The organism is uncultured Vagococcus sp., from assembly GCF_963518325.1.
Lineage (GTDB): Bacteria > Bacillota > Bacilli > Lactobacillales > Vagococcaceae > Vagococcus_D.
On the sequence record NZ_CAUQJB010000013.1, the window covers coordinates 25,901 to 41,921 of the forward strand.

Annotated in this window: 14 protein-coding genes; 10 read left to right on the forward strand and 4 right to left on the reverse strand. The window is 39.2% G+C overall.

Going from position 1 to position 16,021, the window contains the following annotated elements:
- Nucleotides 1-9: 9 nt before the first annotated feature.
- Both RWN13_RS12110 and RWN13_RS12115 read right to left on the reverse strand, forming a co-directional pair.
- The gene (locus RWN13_RS12110) at nucleotides 10-1,452 is read right to left on the reverse strand and encodes a glycoside hydrolase family 1 protein (protein ID WP_314063838.1); all 1,443 of its coding nucleotides are present in this window, start codon (nucleotides 1,450-1,452) and stop codon (nucleotides 10-12) included.
- A 21-nt stretch (nucleotides 1,453-1,473) separates the two neighbouring features.
- Nucleotides 1,474-3,333 carry a beta-glucoside-specific PTS transporter subunit IIABC gene (locus RWN13_RS12115; protein ID WP_314063841.1) on the reverse strand — a complete coding sequence of 620 codons (1,860 nt, stop codon included), beginning with the start codon at nucleotides 3,331-3,333 and terminating at the stop codon, nucleotides 1,474-1,476.
- A gap of 442 nt (nucleotides 3,334-3,775) precedes the next feature.
- Between RWN13_RS12115 and RWN13_RS12120 the strand changes: the two genes are divergently transcribed.
- From RWN13_RS12120 to RWN13_RS12155, 8 genes are all read left to right on the forward strand, one after another.
- Nucleotides 3,776-4,639, forward strand: coding sequence for a helix-turn-helix transcriptional regulator (locus tag RWN13_RS12120; RefSeq protein WP_314063843.1), 864 nt, complete (start codon nucleotides 3,776-3,778; stop codon nucleotides 4,637-4,639).
- 133 nt (nucleotides 4,640-4,772) lie between these two features.
- Nucleotides 4,773-4,976 (forward strand): CsbD family protein, encoded by a 204-nt coding sequence (locus tag RWN13_RS12125; RefSeq protein ID WP_314063846.1) that lies wholly within the window; start codon nucleotides 4,773-4,775, stop codon nucleotides 4,974-4,976.
- 150 nt (nucleotides 4,977-5,126) lie between these two features.
- Nucleotides 5,127-5,366 carry a helix-turn-helix transcriptional regulator gene (locus RWN13_RS12130; RefSeq protein ID WP_314063849.1) on the forward strand — a complete coding sequence of 80 codons (240 nt, stop codon included), beginning with the start codon at nucleotides 5,127-5,129 and terminating at the stop codon, nucleotides 5,364-5,366.
- Nucleotides 5,367-5,688: 322 nt separating this feature from the next.
- Nucleotides 5,689-6,921: a cation:proton antiporter gene (locus RWN13_RS12135; protein WP_314063852.1), complete on the forward strand. Its 1,233-nt coding sequence runs from the start codon at nucleotides 5,689-5,691 to the stop codon at nucleotides 6,919-6,921.
- Nucleotides 6,922-7,256: 335 nt separating this feature from the next.
- Complete coding sequence (locus RWN13_RS12140) at nucleotides 7,257-8,339, forward strand: iron ABC transporter permease (protein ID WP_314063855.1); 1,083 nt, start codon at nucleotides 7,257-7,259, stop codon at nucleotides 8,337-8,339.
- Nucleotides 8,340-8,342: 3 nt separating this feature from the next.
- Nucleotides 8,343-9,107, forward strand: a complete 765-nt coding sequence (locus RWN13_RS12145; protein ID WP_314063858.1) for an ABC transporter ATP-binding protein — start codon at nucleotides 8,343-8,345, stop codon at nucleotides 9,105-9,107.
- 25 nt (nucleotides 9,108-9,132) lie between these two features.
- Entirely contained in the window at nucleotides 9,133-10,155 is a 1,023-nt protein-coding gene (locus RWN13_RS12150; protein ID WP_314063860.1) for an ABC transporter substrate-binding protein, read from the forward strand.
- Nucleotides 10,156-10,203: 48 nt separating this feature from the next.
- Nucleotides 10,204-10,521, forward strand: a complete 318-nt coding sequence (locus RWN13_RS12155) for a MazG-like family protein (RefSeq protein WP_314063863.1) — start codon at nucleotides 10,204-10,206, stop codon at nucleotides 10,519-10,521.
- A gap of 34 nt (nucleotides 10,522-10,555) precedes the next feature.
- Here the strand turns inward: RWN13_RS12155 and RWN13_RS12160 are convergent, their stop codons facing one another.
- Together RWN13_RS12160 and RWN13_RS12165 are read right to left on the reverse strand one after the other, a co-directional pair.
- Nucleotides 10,556-12,064, reverse strand: a complete 1,509-nt coding sequence (locus RWN13_RS12160) for a response regulator (protein WP_314063866.1) — start codon at nucleotides 12,062-12,064, stop codon at nucleotides 10,556-10,558.
- 31 nt (nucleotides 12,065-12,095) lie between these two features.
- The gene (locus RWN13_RS12165; protein WP_314063869.1) at nucleotides 12,096-13,808 is read right to left on the reverse strand and encodes a sensor histidine kinase; all 1,713 of its coding nucleotides are present in this window, start codon (nucleotides 13,806-13,808) and stop codon (nucleotides 12,096-12,098) included.
- A 150-nt stretch (nucleotides 13,809-13,958) separates the two neighbouring features.
- On the opposite strand from RWN13_RS12165, the gene RWN13_RS12170 reads away from it, so the two are divergent.
- Together RWN13_RS12170 and RWN13_RS12175 are read left to right on the forward strand one after the other, a co-directional pair.
- Nucleotides 13,959-14,984, forward strand: a complete 1,026-nt coding sequence (locus RWN13_RS12170; RefSeq protein ID WP_314063872.1) for a glycoside hydrolase family 18 protein — start codon at nucleotides 13,959-13,961, stop codon at nucleotides 14,982-14,984.
- 142 nt (nucleotides 14,985-15,126) lie between these two features.
- Nucleotides 15,127-16,008 carry an ABC transporter permease subunit gene (locus RWN13_RS12175; protein ID WP_314064033.1) on the forward strand — a complete coding sequence of 294 codons (882 nt, stop codon included), beginning with the start codon at nucleotides 15,127-15,129 and terminating at the stop codon, nucleotides 16,006-16,008.
- The last annotated feature ends 13 nt before the right edge of the window (nucleotides 16,009-16,021 follow it).

Sequence of the window (16,021 nt, forward strand, 5' to 3'; positions counted from 1 at the left end):
TTATGATGACTATGCTAAGTCTTCCCCATTAGTTGCGATGACTTTTTGATACCAGTCAAATGATTTTTTCTTGTAACGATTACCTGTTCCTTCTATATTATCATCTAAATCAACATAGATAAACCCATAACGCTTAGACATTTCCCCAGTTGAAGCACTAACCAAGTCGATACAGCCCCATGGTGTGTAGCCGATTAAATCAACGCCGTCAGCGATGGCCTTGGCCATTTCGTCAATGTGACTGCGTAAGTAATCAATGCGGTAATCATCTGCTACATAAAAATTCTCGTCGACCTCATCGATAGCGCCTAAGCCATTTTCCACAATAAAGAGTGGCACTTCATAACGGCCGTATAACTCATTTAAGGCAATGCGCAGTCCGGCAGGGTCAATTTGCCAGCCCCATTCACTGGCTTCTAAAAATGGATTTTTAACCCCACTAAGGAGATTTCCCATGGACTTAGCAGCTTCAGGATCTGTGGCGTTGACAACACTGGACATATAGTAGCTAAAGCCGATGTATTCAACGGGGAATTCTTTAAGTAAGGCTAAATCCCCAGCTTCCATTTCAATAGAATCAAAGCCATATTTGTTATAAATGCGTTGTGTGTAGGCCGGGTATTCCCCACGAACTTGAACGTCAGCACAGAAAAAGTTCATTTCCTGATTTAATTCTAAATTAGCTTGTTGGTTTTTCGGATTAGTATCCCAAGCATAAGAGGTACCGTAAATAATCATACAGCCCATCTTAATCTGAGGGTTAACCTTTTTGGCGATTTTGACTGCTAAGCTACTAGCTAAAAATTGATGATGGAAAGCTTGGAAAATGATTTGCTTATTGTTTCCGCCAGTGGCAGGCACAATTCCTTGGCTTAATGCTGGAAAATGGAAAGCCGAGTTAATCTCGTTAAACGTCATCCAATAAGTCACTTTTTGACCCAAACGATTTAAAACTGTTTCAGCAAATTTTTCGTAAAGTCCCACTAGACGGCGATCTTGCCAGCCACCAAATTCTTTTGCTAAATGAAGGGGCATTTCGTAATGGGAAATCGTAATGACAGGCTCAATGCCATAGCTTAAGCATTCATCGACAATCGCTTCATAAAAAGCGAGACCGGCTTCGTTAGGTGTTGCTTCTGTTCCCAGTGGAAAAATCCGGGTCCAGGCAATGGAAAAGCGGTAGGATTTAAAGCCCATTTCAGCAAACAACGCAATGTCTTCTTTGTAGCGGTGATAATGGTCGATGCCTTTATGATTGGGATACGTGTATTTGCTTTCGTCGATACTCCAGTCAAAATCAGCACTGCCTAAAGCCGCGAAACGTCCTTTACCACCAGGCATGGCATCGGCAACAGACAAGCCTTTGCCATCAACGTCAAAGGCCCCTTCTAATTGATTGGCAGCTGTTGCGCCGCCCCATAAAAACCCATCAGGAAATTTGTTTGTATGCATCGTGAAAACCCCTTTTATTTTTTATTTTACAACAGTTAAAAATTCTTCACCAGTGATAATATCTGATTGATCTAAGTCCAAGACATCCAAGTAATCACTGGAATTGGTAATGACCACGGGTGTGATGACCGGTTTACCCGCTTCTTTAATGGCCTGAATATCGAATTTAACCAATAGATCACCAGCGTTGACCACATCGTTTTGAGCCACACATTTTTCAAATCCTTGGCCTTCTAGCTCAACGGTATCCATGCCGATGTGCATTAAAATTTCAATTCCAGAGTCAGTTGTTAGTCCCACAGCGTGTCCCGTTGGGAAAATCGTGGTAATGGTTCCCTTAGCAGGCGCTCGTAATTCGCCAACTGTTGGTTCAATGGCGATTCCTTTGCCTAAAGCACCAGAAGAGAAAACTTCGTCGGCTACTTGATCTAATTTGACGATTGAACCTGTTAATGGGCTAAGTAATAATTCTGATTGTTTGGAATCAGTTGAAGCTGCTGGCGCCTCTGTTGTATCAGCCAATCCTTCATCAAAACCTAAAACAAATGTTAGGACAAATGCAATCACAATGGCTGCAATCGAACCGATGATGGCCATCATGACATTAGATGTGACTCCATCAACTGTACTGATAAAGCTTGGTAAACTTAAGAGACTGACTAATCCAAAACTAAAGTTTTTAACTTGTGCAGCAGCGATGATTGCGCCGCCGACTGCCCCACCGATACAAGCTGCAATAAATGGTTTTTTAAGTGGTAATGTGACCCCGTAAACGGTTGGTTCGGTAATTCCAAAGACAGCTGTTAAGGCACCAGAACCAGCTAATGCTTTACGTTTTGGATCTTTAGATTTAATCATAACGGCAAGAGACGCGCCTGCTTGCGCTACAACAGCTGCCAGTAACATTGGGACCATGGTGTCGTAGCTCAATTCCGATAGGTTTTGCATCATGATTGGCACAAAGCCCCAATGCATACCGAACATAACAAAGACTTGCCACATGCTACCCATGACTAGGCCAGCAATCATTGGACTGAAGTTGTAAATACCGTTATAAAGGCTACCTAACCCATTCCCAACAATTGTGCCGATTGGACCTAAGACAACAAAAGTTAAAGGAACCATAACGGTTATGGTCAATAGAGGGACCAGAATAATGCTTAAGAAATCTGGTGAGATCTTTTTGGCGATTTTTTCAGCTTGTGCTTGTACCGCAACGGCTAAAATAATCGGAATAACAGTGGATAAGTACCCGCCACTGCCGATGATCACAGGAATGCCGAAGAAACTCAAGCCACCAGCGGCCGCGGCTGCGTTAATCTCTGGGTGAACCAGAGCGGCCGCAATCGCCAATGCAATATAAGGGTTTGTTTTAAATTTCTTAGCCGAAGTAAAGGCTAAGGCGATTGGCAAGTATTGGAAAAAGCCATCGGCTGCCGCAAATAAAATTTTGTAGGTACCAGAGTCTGTTGCAATCCAACCGGCAACGGCTGCTAATGTTAGAAACCCTTTAAGGACCCCAACACCGGCCATGGCGCCAAGGAAAGGGGTAAAGATGCTAGAGATGATGTCGATTAAACGATTAAAGATGTTGCCACCTTTGCCGTCACTAGCGTCATGGTTGCTTTCACCTAAGCCCGATAGGTCATTTAATTCTGTATAGACGTCATTGACATGACTGCCGATGACGACTTGATATTGGCCACCACTTTGAACGACTTGGATCACGCCGTCATGATTTTTTAGTTCGGCTGTTTTGGCAATTGATTCGTCTTTTAGTTTAAAGCGAAGGCGAGTCGCACAATGAACCACACTGTTGACATTCTCTTTTCCGCCAACTAAGTTTAAGACGTCCTTAGCCAGTTCTCTATTTTTACTCATCTATAATTCCTCCTAGTTGGATTTTTGCCCACAAAAAAAACCTAAACTGAGAGAAAGTTTCCATAGGATTAGAGAGTGACCTCAGAAATGAGCACACTGGTCCTATCGATAAATTTCTGTCAATTTAGGTTTTGCCTGCCGAACAGTTACAATCCTTAATTTACTTCCTCATTGTAGCATAATTTTTTTATTTGTAAACACTTACCTTTTGATTTTATTTTAAAATCGTCTTATTTAGGAGTGAAATAAAGAAGGGAGGAGTTGGATTTTTTTAGCAGGAGTCTTTGTATGTATAATAGTCAAACCCTTGGTACGACAGTCTTGCAACTATAAAGTTCGTGCCATAAAACAGGAATAGTGGTATCCTTGGTTATGGTTAAGAAATTCCTCTGGCTGTTTGTTGCAGGGAGATCAGAACCACCAGCGAAGGGAGCTTTTATTAATGGTTATTGCTTATAATAGTCGTAAATATCGTGAGGAAAAAAATATAACGCAACAGGAGATAGCAGAACGCTTGCATATTTCCCGTCAGTCTATTTCAAAATGGGAACGGGGAGAATCATTGCCAAGTATCGATAATTTGGTTTTATTAAGCGAATATCTTCAGATTCCTTTGGACAGTCTGGTGAAGGAACAATTCTTTTTACCTCTGCCTTTTGACTTTGATAAGCCAAAAAGTAGGGCTCAACTAGGGTGGTTATTATTTTTTCCAGGTTTTTTATTGACGCTGATGGTATTTCCTATGGAATTGATGGATAGATTGTTGGTGATACCGGTAGCTGCGTTTGCTTTATTGGTGGAGTTAATGATAACATTCTTTGATTTTAAACGGTATTATGCTTATTTTACTGTTGAAAAAGAAGGTATCAGAGTATTTAATGGCAACACGCGGGCACGGACGGTTTTGCCTAATTTGTATTATTTATTTTTGGCGGCAATTGGTAAACGTCAAACAGTCTTTATCCCATACTCAGAGATTGAAACCATCACAATCTATTTTGAAACACGAGGCTATGAGAGTCCTAATACGGTAGTCGTCTATCGACCGCGACAAAATGTTGCTTTAAGAGAACGATTCGAGGCCCATATTAAGTTAAAGGATGGGAGTGTCAGCCTTAATTTAGATGGTTGTTTCTATGCTCAATCTTTGGAGAGAACGTACTTTTATGCCATGTTTGCTTATTTTCAACATAAAGAAGTTCCTGTAAGTGACCCTTATCATATTTTATCATCATTGGAGCAGGAACATAATTTCATTCAAGAAGCTTATCAAGTTGGGCAACAAAAAAGGTCAGACAGCTATTAAGCTGTAACAGTTCGTTTAACCGTTATTTTTAAAGGGAAATCGTTAATTTTAAAGCGTAATGGTTTATTTTTCCGAAGATAGATGGGATAATTAAATTAGAACAAAAGTTTCATTATCAAAAGGAGGACATAACGTGGTAAACAAAGACGAACTAAAAGGTAAGGCTAATGAAGCGTTAGGTAAAGCAACTGGTGATGAGAGTCAAGAATTAAAAGGCAAGGCTCAAGGTCTTTTTGGTAAAGCCAAAGAAAAAGTTGAAGAAGGTGTCGATGATATTGCTGAAAAAGCCAATGAATTAATCGACAAAGTTAAGCATAAAGATCACGAAGATAAATAATAAGTAAAACCCGAGACGTTGTTAGCGTTGAGGGTTCTTTTTTTTGAGGAAATATGTCGTGTTTAATACCGATATCACATTCAATTGAGACAAAAGTAAATTATTTTTTACTTTTGTCTCAATTTAGTTTATAATAGGAAAAGTAAGGAGATGAAATGTGTGAAGAGGAATTTTGGGGATTCGATTAAGAATCGCGTGTACGAATACAGAGTTTTGCGCAGAATGTCGCAACAGGCCTTGGCCGAAGCTGTCGGCGTCTCCAAACAAACCATTTTTTTAATGGAAAAAAACGACTGTTCGCCATCGCTAATTTTAGCATTCCGAATTGCCCGTTATTTCGATGTTGATGTGACAGATATATTTAGTTATGCAGATGAAGAATTGACGTAAGTCTTGTTCTTGCATAATTAAGTATCAGTTGTAGTGTTAACAGAGATGGTAATAGTGTGATAGTAACAAATAAGATGGTCATCTGATGGTCATTCATAATAACTGCTCAACTGTTTGGTTCCAGTGAACCGCAAAAACTCGCGACTCTTAATATGAACGAATAAGAGAATACCATCTATTTTTTTCACTTTTTTTCTATTAATTATTTTAGGCAATGCCACTTTTCTTCGGTTATTGCGTCTTCAGGGCATTAACTTCATCGTTTTTTTCCGGTTTAACACCCTATCTCCCTTACAATCCAACATATGGAAAGGAAGAGTCTATGAATTTTTTATTAACATTAGCGCTTATTTTAATTTTAACAAAATTAGCGGATAGTTTAGCTATCAAAGTCGGGTTGCCCTCTGTTCTGGGGAGTTTACTCGTAGGGATTTTAGTTGGTCCAGCCGTTTTTGGGATTGTCCAAAAAAGCGAAGGCATTCATTTATTTGCTGAAATAGGAGTGATTCTTCTCATGTTTTTAGCAGGTTTAGAATGTGATTTGAAAACCCTTAAAAAATACTTTACGCCGTCATTGATTGTCGGATTACTAGGCGTATTTGTTCCCTTCACTAGCTTTTACATTGCTTCAACAGTTATGGGGTTCTCAACGATGTCAGCTTTGTTTATCGGACTGATTTTTGGAGCCACTTCTTTAAGTATTACGATTCAAGTTTTAAAGGAACTGCATTATGTGAGAACCAAAGAAGGCGCCTTGGTCATTGGTGCGGTGGTGTTAGATGATATTATTGTCATCATCTTACTAAACATTGTTCTAAACAGTTCGGTTTCAGCAGGTGAGAGCAAACCGTTGTGGGTGATGTTAGTCAGCAATGTCCTGTTCTTTATCTTTATCTTTGCTTTCCACAAGTTATTGATGCCTCCGATCTTGAAATTATTCAAGAAAATGAAGGCGCCAGAACGTAATTTAGGTCTTGGTTTAGCTCTTTGTTTTGGTTTCAGTTACTTAGCAGCCTTCATTGGTATGTCAGATATTATCGGTGCGTTTTTCGCTGGTGTGATTATCTCACAAACTAATATTGGTCATATGCTTGAGCGTAAAGTTGAAAGTTTAACCTTGTCTTTATTTGCTCCAGTTTTCTTTGTGAGTATTGGGTTAAATGTGAGTTTTTCAAGCTTGAGTTCAAACATTAAATTAATTGTTATTTTCAGCATTTTGGCAGTGATTACGAAGTTTGTCGGAGGCTATATGGGTGCCAGGGCAAGTCGCTTTGACCGCGATAGCAGTGCGATTGTCGGTACGAGCTTGATTTCACGTGGTGAGATGGCCTTAATCCTAGTCAGTCTGGGATTAGAGAGCGAGTTAATCTCCTTGGATATTTATGGAGCTCTTGTACTCGTTGTGATCATTACTACGGTTATTGCACCAGTTATATTAAAAGCTCAAATTCAAAAAGTGATAGCCAAGCGTGAAGCAAATGGTCTGCCATCCACTTCCCTTGATAATCATGAAAAAGATCATACACCTGAGCCTGAAACTAGTTCAACGTTGTAGTATCGTTATAAGAAACATGCTTTACGTCCTTAGCTCATTACACGTAACGATATAAGGAGATAAAACATCAAGGTATTTAAACGAATAACGAACCATGGAAACTGGCGGCTATCTAAGGGATAGTCGCCAGTTTTTTGCTTGAATTAAAGTGGCACGCTTGTTTGATCTTGTCTTTGAAGGAAGCTTAAAATCACGCAAAAATTCTCCTTTTTTCTGAAAATGAGAAGAAAATGAGAAAAAGTTTCAATTTTTGATTGTGTTATCTTTAACTTTCCCTTATAATTGAGAATGATTATCAGTATCAGTTAATAACTGATGATCTATGGAGGAACAGGATGGAAAGAAGCCATGGAAAGGCATTTTTACAAAAAAGCAATTGGTATTATCTATTTTTAGCATTATTAGTAGTTGGGATCATTTTGTCAGCGATTTATTCGATTTCGGTTGGTCAAGTGATGATTCCTTTTAGTGAGTCATGGCGTATCATGATGTATAAATTATCTGGTGGGTTATTAGGTTCTGTGGAACATTTAGCTAGCCAGGCATCGGTCAATATTATTTGGCAGTTGCGTTTTCCACGAGTGATCTTTGCCTTATTAATTGGGATGGGGTTGGCAATCAGTGGGACTGTCTTACAGGCAGTTGTCCAAAATCCAATTGCCGATCCGTATATTTTAGGTATTTCTTCGGGGGCCTCGCTTGGTGCCACCTTTGCCATTTTAATCGGCTTGGGAACGGATGCCATCTTCTCACAATTTGGTGTCGCTTTTGGTGCTTTTGCCGGGGCGTTAGCCGCCTCAGTGGCAGTTTTAGTCATCGCCAGTGTGGGTGGGAGGATTACGTCGGTGAAACTGATTTTATCGGGGACTGTCATTAGTGCCTTATGCAGTTCCTTTTCAAGTTTGATTATCTTTTTTGCCAATAATGCAGAAGGGATTAAGACCGTTACCTTCTGGTCAATGGGCAGCTTAGCGTCTGCTAGTTGGCAAAAAATTCCGATTTTGGCTATTGTAGTGGTTTTGGGTTGCGGGCTGTTTCTGTTTCAACATCGAGTGTTGAATACGATGTTATTGGGAGACGAGGCGGCGATTACCTTAGGGATTGATTTAGGTAAGTATCGTCGAATTTACATGATGATAACGGCTCTTGTAACGGGAACAATCGTGGCTTACGCAGGGATGATTGGATTTGTTGGCTTGATTATTCCACATATTACCCGAGGATTTATTGGATCAGATCATCGTCGACTAATGCCTGTTGTGTTATTGATTGGTTCTTTGTTCCTGATTTGGTCGGATATTTTGTCACGAACGTTGATTACCTCAGTTGAATTACCAATCGGCATCATTACTTCGGTGATTGGAGCGCCACTCTTTATTTACATGATTATCAAAAAATCTTACAACTTCGGAGGCTAGAAAATGGAACTAACAGTAGACGCAATAAATGTGAAAATTGGTCCACGCCGCATCGTGAAAGATTTAAATTTGCATGTGAAGAAAGGCCAGTTTGTCGGGATCATCGGTGCCAATGGTTGTGGGAAATCGACCTTGCTTAAAAGTATCTATAAGAGTTTGCCAACAAGTGGTGGCACGGTTTTTTTAAATCAGCTAGACGTTCTAAAAGCACCAGCTAAAAAAGTATCGCAAAAGCTAGGGGTTGTCGGACAGTTTAATGAGATGAGCTTTGATTTAACGGTGATGCAAATGGTCTTATTAGGTCGGACGCCTCATAAAGGGATGCTAGAACAAGATACGAGTCAAGATTTAGCCATTGTAGAAGATGCTTTGGCACGGACCAATTTATTGGCTTATAAAGATCGTAGTTTTTTGGCTTTATCAGGGGGAGAAAAGCAACGGGTGGTGTTGGCACGAACAATTGCTCAGCAACCGGAATTTATGATTTTGGATGAGCCCACTAACCATTTAGACATTCGTTATCAGTTGGAGATTTTAAATTGTGTTAAGGGCTTGGGCATTACCGTTTTAGCGGCGCTTCATGATTTGGAAATGGCGGCGGAATATTGTGATTATATTTACGCCATGAAGGATGGCGAAGTTCACACTCAGGGAACGCCAGAAGAGGTCTTTAATTCAGAAACCATTGAAGCGTTATATGATGTGAAGTGTCAAACGTTTACGAACCCAATTACCGGGCATTTAAACTTCGTGTATCATATTAAATAATTGGCTTAGCCAGGGGAGAATACCAATGAAAAAGAAATTATTAGCGGCAGCTATTTTAGTCAGTTTAGTCACCTTAAGTGCCTGTGGAGGTGCTGAGAAAAAAACAGAAAGCAGTAAGTCAGATAAAACAGCTGCCTATCCTGTGACCATTAAAAATTATGGGCGACCAGAAGCAACAGCGGAATGGAAAGAAGTGGATCAAACCTTTGATAAGGCGCCGGAACGAGTGGTTGCCAATACACGACCAGCAGCGGAATTGTTGTTACATCTAGGCTTAAAAGATAAGATTGTCGGAGTTGGAGCGGTGTTTGGCGAGCCTGACAAAGAAGTTGAAAAAGAGTTTGACGACTTGCATTCATTGGGCAAAGAATACATCAGCAAGGAAATTGCTTTAGGAGAAGACCCAGATTTAATTTTTGGCCGAGGTGGGCTGTTCGATAATGCTGAATGGGGGAATGGGACCGTTAATACCTTGAATGATATGGGGATGAAAACATTTGTCCTAGCTTCATCGGTAACAGGTGGGACCTATGATTCGGTGTATGATGATATTGAAAATTTGGGGAATTTATTCGGCGTGCAAGATAAGGCTGAGGCTTTTTCAACGAAATTAAAAACCCGTCAAAAAGCGATACAAGACAATTTATCCGCGATTAAAGAAGAAAAAGAGTTTGCTTTATTATTTATCACGGATCCAAATGAAGTCTCTGTTTATGGTGCAAAAGACGAAACATTCTTTAACGACCTGTTTAAGATGGTCAAACTTAATAATGTGTATGCCGAAACAGAAGGGGATATTAGCATCGAGGCGTTGATTGAAACAAATCCGGAAGTGTTGATTATTCCTGATTGGACGACAACGGGTGGTGTTTCACCAGAAGAAATCAAAGAAGCGTTATACAGCAATGCCAAACTTTCTAGTCTACAAGCTATTAAAAATAAACAGATTTATGCCGTTGATTATAACTACATGTTTGGTTATGGCTATATCGGGATTGAAGGCATGGAATTGTTAGCCAAAGAAATGTATCCAAAGGAATTTAAATAGGCCACGCCAATGTGCTAAAATAGAAGCATTGACACAAGGAGGCTTATGATGGAAGAATTACTTGCGGCAGTTAATCAGTTTAGGGATGATCGCAATTGGCGTCAGTTCCACAATCCCAAAGATTTGAGTTTATCGTTATCTCTGGAAGCGTCAGAACTACTGGAAAATTTCCAATGGAAGACCAGCGAAGAAGCGGTTGCTACGACCTTGCCTAATATTAAAGAAGAGTTGGCCGATGTTTTTATTTACGGTATGATGCTAGCGACTGATTTAGACGTGGACTTGTCTGAGATTATTTTAGATAAGCTGGTTAAAAATGCTGAAAAATACCCAATTGAAACTAGTAAAGAGAAGTATGATAAATGATAGGAAAACCACTGGTGAGATTCTCACCAGTGGTTTATTTTGTCAGTCGATAATCATTAGGTGTCTGATTAAAGAGTTGCTTAAATTTTCGCGAAAAATAACTGACATCTTTAAACCCCACACCTAAGGCAATTGATTCAATCGAATCCGAAGTTTGACCTAGTCGTTGTTTGGCAACTTGCATCCGGTAGTTATTTAAGTATTCTGAAAAACTGACCCCTAATTCTTTTTGGAATAGTTGCCCTAAATAAGCCGTATTAACATGAAGTGTTTTGCTACTTGTTTTTAGTGAAAGAGAGTCCTGATAAGATGTGGCAACCATTGCCAGTAAGTCTCGGGTAAGCTCTGAATAATGAGTAATCTTGGCTTCGGAAAAAACACGATCAACGGCTGTTAAAAGTAATTGGCTCATGTCGTCCAAATGGTTGACTTGGCTTAGCTTACTGGCGTACTGTTGAAACTCGTCTAAATACACTTTATGAAATCCTTGGAATAGTTTTAGCATGAGAACATAGGACAGGTTCTCGATATAAGTCGAAGATCTATTATATTCTGCCACATTTTGAAAGAGGGCGTGGATCTGCTTTTTCAACGCCTCCTGATCTCGTAAATCGATGGCTTGATCTACCTTATTAATTAATTCTTTTTCAAAATGCTGATGTTTATCTTCTTTAAAATCAACAAATTCATCGTAAAAATAACTTGTGTTAGCGGCACGTAAGCTAAAATATTCTTGCATGGTTTCAGCAGATTCGATACTTAAATGAAATTGGTTAAAGAGGGACTGTTCAGCCCCGACGTAAAAACTAAAGGTTGTAACAAACGTTAAGGAGACCATGCTTTCTTCGAACTGATGTAAGGTAGCTTTCAGCGCCTCTAAAGGTTGATCATCGATTAAAAACCCAAAACTATTTGTTTCTAGCTGGGTCATATAGGCAATGCCTCCCTTAGCTAGCAAAGTTGAAATTTGTTGGTAAACATCATGATGCTGATGAATTTGGGTCTTATCGGTCCAATTTAAGATACAGGCGCGACATTGATTGCTGGGTAGCTCTAATTTTAGTAAGTTTGCTCGTTCAATAAATTCATTTTTTTCGATTTGGTTAAAGAATATTCGTTTGGTAATATGTTCTTTCATGACTTCTTTTTCTGTAGATTCTTCCAAGGATAGGCGCAGTTTTTCAGTGATTGTTTCAATCGTCTGAAGTAGCTCGTTTTTATTGACGGGTTTCAGTAAATAATTTTCAATCCCTAATTGAAGCCCTCTTTTAATGTACTCGAACTCGTTAAAGCCACTTAGTACGACTGATTTAGCTGAAGGTTGCTGGGTAGTTAGGAATTGGATTAAATCAAGTCCGCTAATCTCATCCATACTGATATCGGTCAGCAGAATATCAATTTTTTGTTGTTCAATAATAGCCAAGGCCTCTTCACCGCTGCTAGCTGTTGCGACTATCTTGACATCAAGTTCCTGCCAAGGGATTAACAGTTGAAGTCCCTCGACAATAATATCTTCATCGTCAACAATTAATAAGTTAAACATATCTCTTCTCCTTTACGTTAATAATCATGTCTCAATTTGAGGGGGTTCTTAAGGGTATGATCAGTAAGATTTTGGTTTCTTTGTGTGGCTCACTGGTCAGTGTCATTTGATAATCATTGCCAAAAAATAGTTTTAAGCGCTCGTTGACATTTTTAAAGCCAACGGATGTTAAGGCATCCTCTGTCTCGTTTAAATAATTCGTCATTTTAATCAGTTGATCTTCTTTAATTCCTTTGCCATTGTCGACAATTTGAATCACTAAATTCTGCTCCATTTTAAAGGCTTTTAGTTGAATGACATTATTCGTTTTTTTGTAGTCGACACCATGTAAGACATAGTTTTCAATCAAGGGTTGGATAATGAATTTGGGTAATATTAACTGTTCCACATCAGAGGCCAGACTAAACTGATAAGCGATTTTATTTGGGTGTTTCGTTTGAAATAATTTCATGTAGAGTTTGCTGCTTTCAACCTCTTCGTAGAGAGTGGTTTCCTTTTGTTGAGTGATGCTATTACGGAATAATTGACCTAAAATATAAATCATTTCTGAAAGGTCTTCATTGCCATCTTTTAAAGCTGACATGCGGATGAATTCCAATGTATTATATAAAAAATGTGGATTGATTTGAGATTGTAAAGACCGTAATTCAGCCTCTTTTTGTTTAAGTTCGAGGACATAGCTCTTTTCGACGTAATTATTGATGTTGTCAATTAGATTGTTGAATGTTTCTGATACTGTTTTTAGCTCAGCCTCTTTGTCATCTACGCTGATATGAGTGGTCAAAGCATGTTGAGTACTGACCGTCATGCCTGCTACAATTGAGTCGATTTGTTGTGTGTATTTTTTAAACAATGTCATTAGTAAGGCAATAAAAAATGTAATGGAAAGTAAAAATAACAGGGTGACCAATAACGGGCGACTTGAAAAGAAGCTGCGTACATTAGGAATTGGGCAGAGTGTCAGGAGCATGGTTTGATTTTTGGTTTCATAGCTAGTTAAATAATAAGCGTTACCATTAATGACAACCTCTGAAGCATCGTCAGCTAAAGAGTGTTGCAAAGCAACTAAGGATGTGCGAATGTCTTGAGGAGCCTGATCGGCTTGCCAAATGAGCTGCCCTGTTGGTGAGAGAATCAAAGCGAAACTGTTTTTTTCACCATTAAAAACCCGATCGAAATCGCTAAAATCAAAATAACTACTGATGGTCCCAATTTGCCGATTGTTTTTAGAAAAATTCAAGGGTCGTGAGGTAACGAAAAAAGAGTCAAGATGAGCAGGATAATCGCTGACATAGGTTAGCTCGTCGTCTTTTTGGGAGATTTTACTGTATTGATAACTAGGATCATTGGCAAAGAAGGTCTTAGCAGATGATTTAAAATCAATTCCGGCTATTGAATCTGACAAATAGTAGCGATCGAGTTTCTGGTCGATGTAATTAGAGTAGTCATCAGAGAAGTAACTGACAATGTCGTCCATGGCTTCTTTATTGTTGTTAATACTATCGGTGAAAGTGTCCATCAAGCGCTCTTTGTCTTCTGCCACACGGGACATTCGCTCATGAATTCTTTCTAAATCCTGATGGGTTCGTTGCCTCATAGTATTTAAGTAATAGGCAGCGCTGATGGAAAATAAGACAACTGCGAATGAAATAACTGCCAAAGAATACCAGAAGAGAATCCGTTGTAATAAATATTTTTTTTCATATGTTCGTCGATAATTGCTAAAAAAGGAATGCTTCATCATGTCCACCTCGTCTAAGATAACTGTGTTGGTTAGGTTAAAAATAAACCAGAATACGGAGAGCATCTATAATTTTTTATAGTTTACCTATGATAAGTTCATCGTCTGTCGATTGACCTATCGTTTAAACTAGAGATAGGAAGGGTGAAGAGAATGGAACTTATAGCATATTTAGATGATAACAGAGAATGGCAGAAAAAAGATATAGGGGCACAACATTTATCTTGTATCAATTACGCCTTCGCTAATATTATCAATGGAGAGGTGCAGCGACCACTCAAAAAAATTCATTTGATCAATGAATTGAAAACGGATTATCCACAGCTGAAAACATGTATCAGTATCGGTGGTTGGGGGGCAGATGGGTTTTCGGATGCGGTCCTTACGGTAGAAAGTCGTCGGAAATTGATTGACAGTTTACTGGCCTATATGGAACAGTATCATTTTGATGGGGTCGATTTAGATTGGGAATACCCTAAGCTGGATGTGGCTGGAATAAAGGCTCGCCAAGAGGATTCAGAAAATTTATTGTTGCTACTAAAAGAAATTCGCCAAGCTTTTACGTCTTTGGAAGCTAAAAATAAGCGGAATTATTTATTGACGATCGCAGTTGGAGCAGCACCAGATTTATTAGAGACAACGGCAACGAGTCAGGGACATGAATATGCAGCCTATTTGGATTATATCAATATTATGACTTATGATATGCGAGGCAGTTTTACGCATACTACAGGTCATCATACCAATTTATATTCGTATGATCAGGATGATTTACTAAGTGCAGAGACGGCGGTTAATCAGTTACTAAAAGCAGGCATACCAAAAGAAAAGCTAGTGATTGGTGGTGCATTTTACGGCCGTGTTTGGCAAGGTGTTCACACAATGGAAAATAATGGGCTGCTACAAGAGGCAAGACAACCAGGCAATCAAGCTATCGATTATAATGAACTAAAAGTGCTGCTTAAGGAACATCCTGAGAATTGTTTTTATGATGAAACCGCCGAGAGCCCTTATTATTGCGATGGACAGCAATTTATTTCATATGAGGATCAACGTTCTTTAGAGGCTAAAGCTCGTTATGTCAAACAAGCTGGTATCCGAGGATTTATGTATTGGGAGCACTCATTAGATCTTTCAGGTAGCTTATTCAACGCTCTAGTGAAAGAACGAGAGTCATAATTTGTTATAAAAGAACGATAATTTTATCCTATTAAGAATAGTCTTGGCAGATTAGACTTATGATAGACGGAAAGGGGCGGTTGAGTTGGTAAAAGTAAAAGGGATACTGAAAGATTTGAAGCAAAATAAAGCCCTATTATTGATGGTTTTGCCGGGATTGATCTGGTTGGTATTGTTTTCTTACATACCCATGGTTGGTACGGTTATTGCGTTTAAAGATTTTCGGATTTCAGGAAATGGTTTTTTTGACAGTTTAATAACTAGTGAATGGGTAGGTTGGGAAAACTTCAAATTTCTCTTTGGAACCTCAGATGCCTGGGTGATCACTCGTAATACGGTTGCCTATAATTTAACGGGACTCATATTGGGGACGGTAATGTCGGTGGCAGTGGCAATCATCATGAGTGAGCTGACGAAGAAAAAAATCGTAAAAGCGTATCAAACGGGAATGCTTTTCCCTTATTTTTTATCTTGGGTAGTTATCAGCTATTTTGTATACGCCTTCTTGAGTACGGATAAAGGCCTAATGAACGGGTTGCTTCAAACCTTTGGTAAAGAACCGATTAATTGGTATGCGGAACCAAAATACTGGCCGGTTATCATTATTTTCTTAGGTGTCTGGAAGAGTCTAGGCTATAGCAGTATCATTTATTATGCTTCAATTATGGGAATCGATCGGACTTATTACGAAGCGGCGATGGTAGATGGGGCTTCTAAGTTTAAACAGATAATGAAGGTAACCATTCCATTGTTGATGCCATTAGTGACGATAATGTTGATTTTAGCGGTAGGTGGTATTATTCGTTCAGACTTTGGTTTATTTTATCAAGTTCCCCGAAATTCAGGGGCCTTAAATGATGTGACCAACGTGTTGGATACTTATATATACCGTGGGTTAACGAATAATGGTGATTTAGGAATGACCACAGCAGCAGGATTATATCAATCGGTAGTTGGCTTTATCTTAATTGTTGCCACGAATATGATTGCTCGTCGAGTAGACGAAGATTCTGCCTTATTTTAAAAGGAGGCTCAGT

Excerpts from the sequence above, each read along its gene's own strand:
- RWN13_RS12155 (WP_314063863.1), top strand. The coding sequence starts at position 10,204 with ATGGAAGAATTACTTGCGGCAGTTAATCAGTTTAGGGATGATCGCAAT.
- RWN13_RS12120 (WP_314063843.1), top strand. The coding sequence starts at position 3,776 with ATGGTTATTGCTTATAATAGTCGTAAATATCGTGAGGAAAAAAATATA.
- RWN13_RS12110 (WP_314063838.1), bottom strand. The coding sequence starts at position 1,452 with ATGCATACAAACAAATTTCCTGATGGGTTTTTATGGGGCGGCGCAACA.
- RWN13_RS12140 (WP_314063855.1), top strand. The coding sequence starts at position 7,257 with ATGGAAAGAAGCCATGGAAAGGCATTTTTACAAAAAAGCAATTGGTAT.
- RWN13_RS12175 (WP_314064033.1), top strand. The coding sequence starts at position 15,127 with ATGGTTTTGCCGGGATTGATCTGGTTGGTATTGTTTTCTTACATACCC.
- RWN13_RS12115 (WP_314063841.1), bottom strand. The coding sequence starts at position 3,333 with ATGAGTAAAAATAGAGAACTGGCTAAGGACGTCTTAAACTTAGTTGGC.
- RWN13_RS12160 (WP_314063866.1), bottom strand. The coding sequence starts at position 12,064 with ATGTTTAACTTATTAATTGTTGACGATGAAGATATTATTGTCGAGGGA.
- RWN13_RS12150 (WP_314063860.1), top strand. The coding sequence starts at position 9,133 with ATGAAAAAGAAATTATTAGCGGCAGCTATTTTAGTCAGTTTAGTCACC.
- RWN13_RS12170 (WP_314063872.1), top strand. The coding sequence starts at position 13,959 with ATGGAACTTATAGCATATTTAGATGATAACAGAGAATGGCAGAAAAAA.
- RWN13_RS12145 (WP_314063858.1), top strand. The coding sequence starts at position 8,343 with ATGGAACTAACAGTAGACGCAATAAATGTGAAAATTGGTCCACGCCGC.
- RWN13_RS12165 (WP_314063869.1), bottom strand. The coding sequence starts at position 13,808 with ATGATGAAGCATTCCTTTTTTAGCAATTATCGACGAACATATGAAAAA.
- RWN13_RS12130 (WP_314063849.1), top strand. The coding sequence starts at position 5,127 with ATGAAATGTGTGAAGAGGAATTTTGGGGATTCGATTAAGAATCGCGTG.
- RWN13_RS12135 (WP_314063852.1), top strand. The coding sequence starts at position 5,689 with ATGAATTTTTTATTAACATTAGCGCTTATTTTAATTTTAACAAAATTA.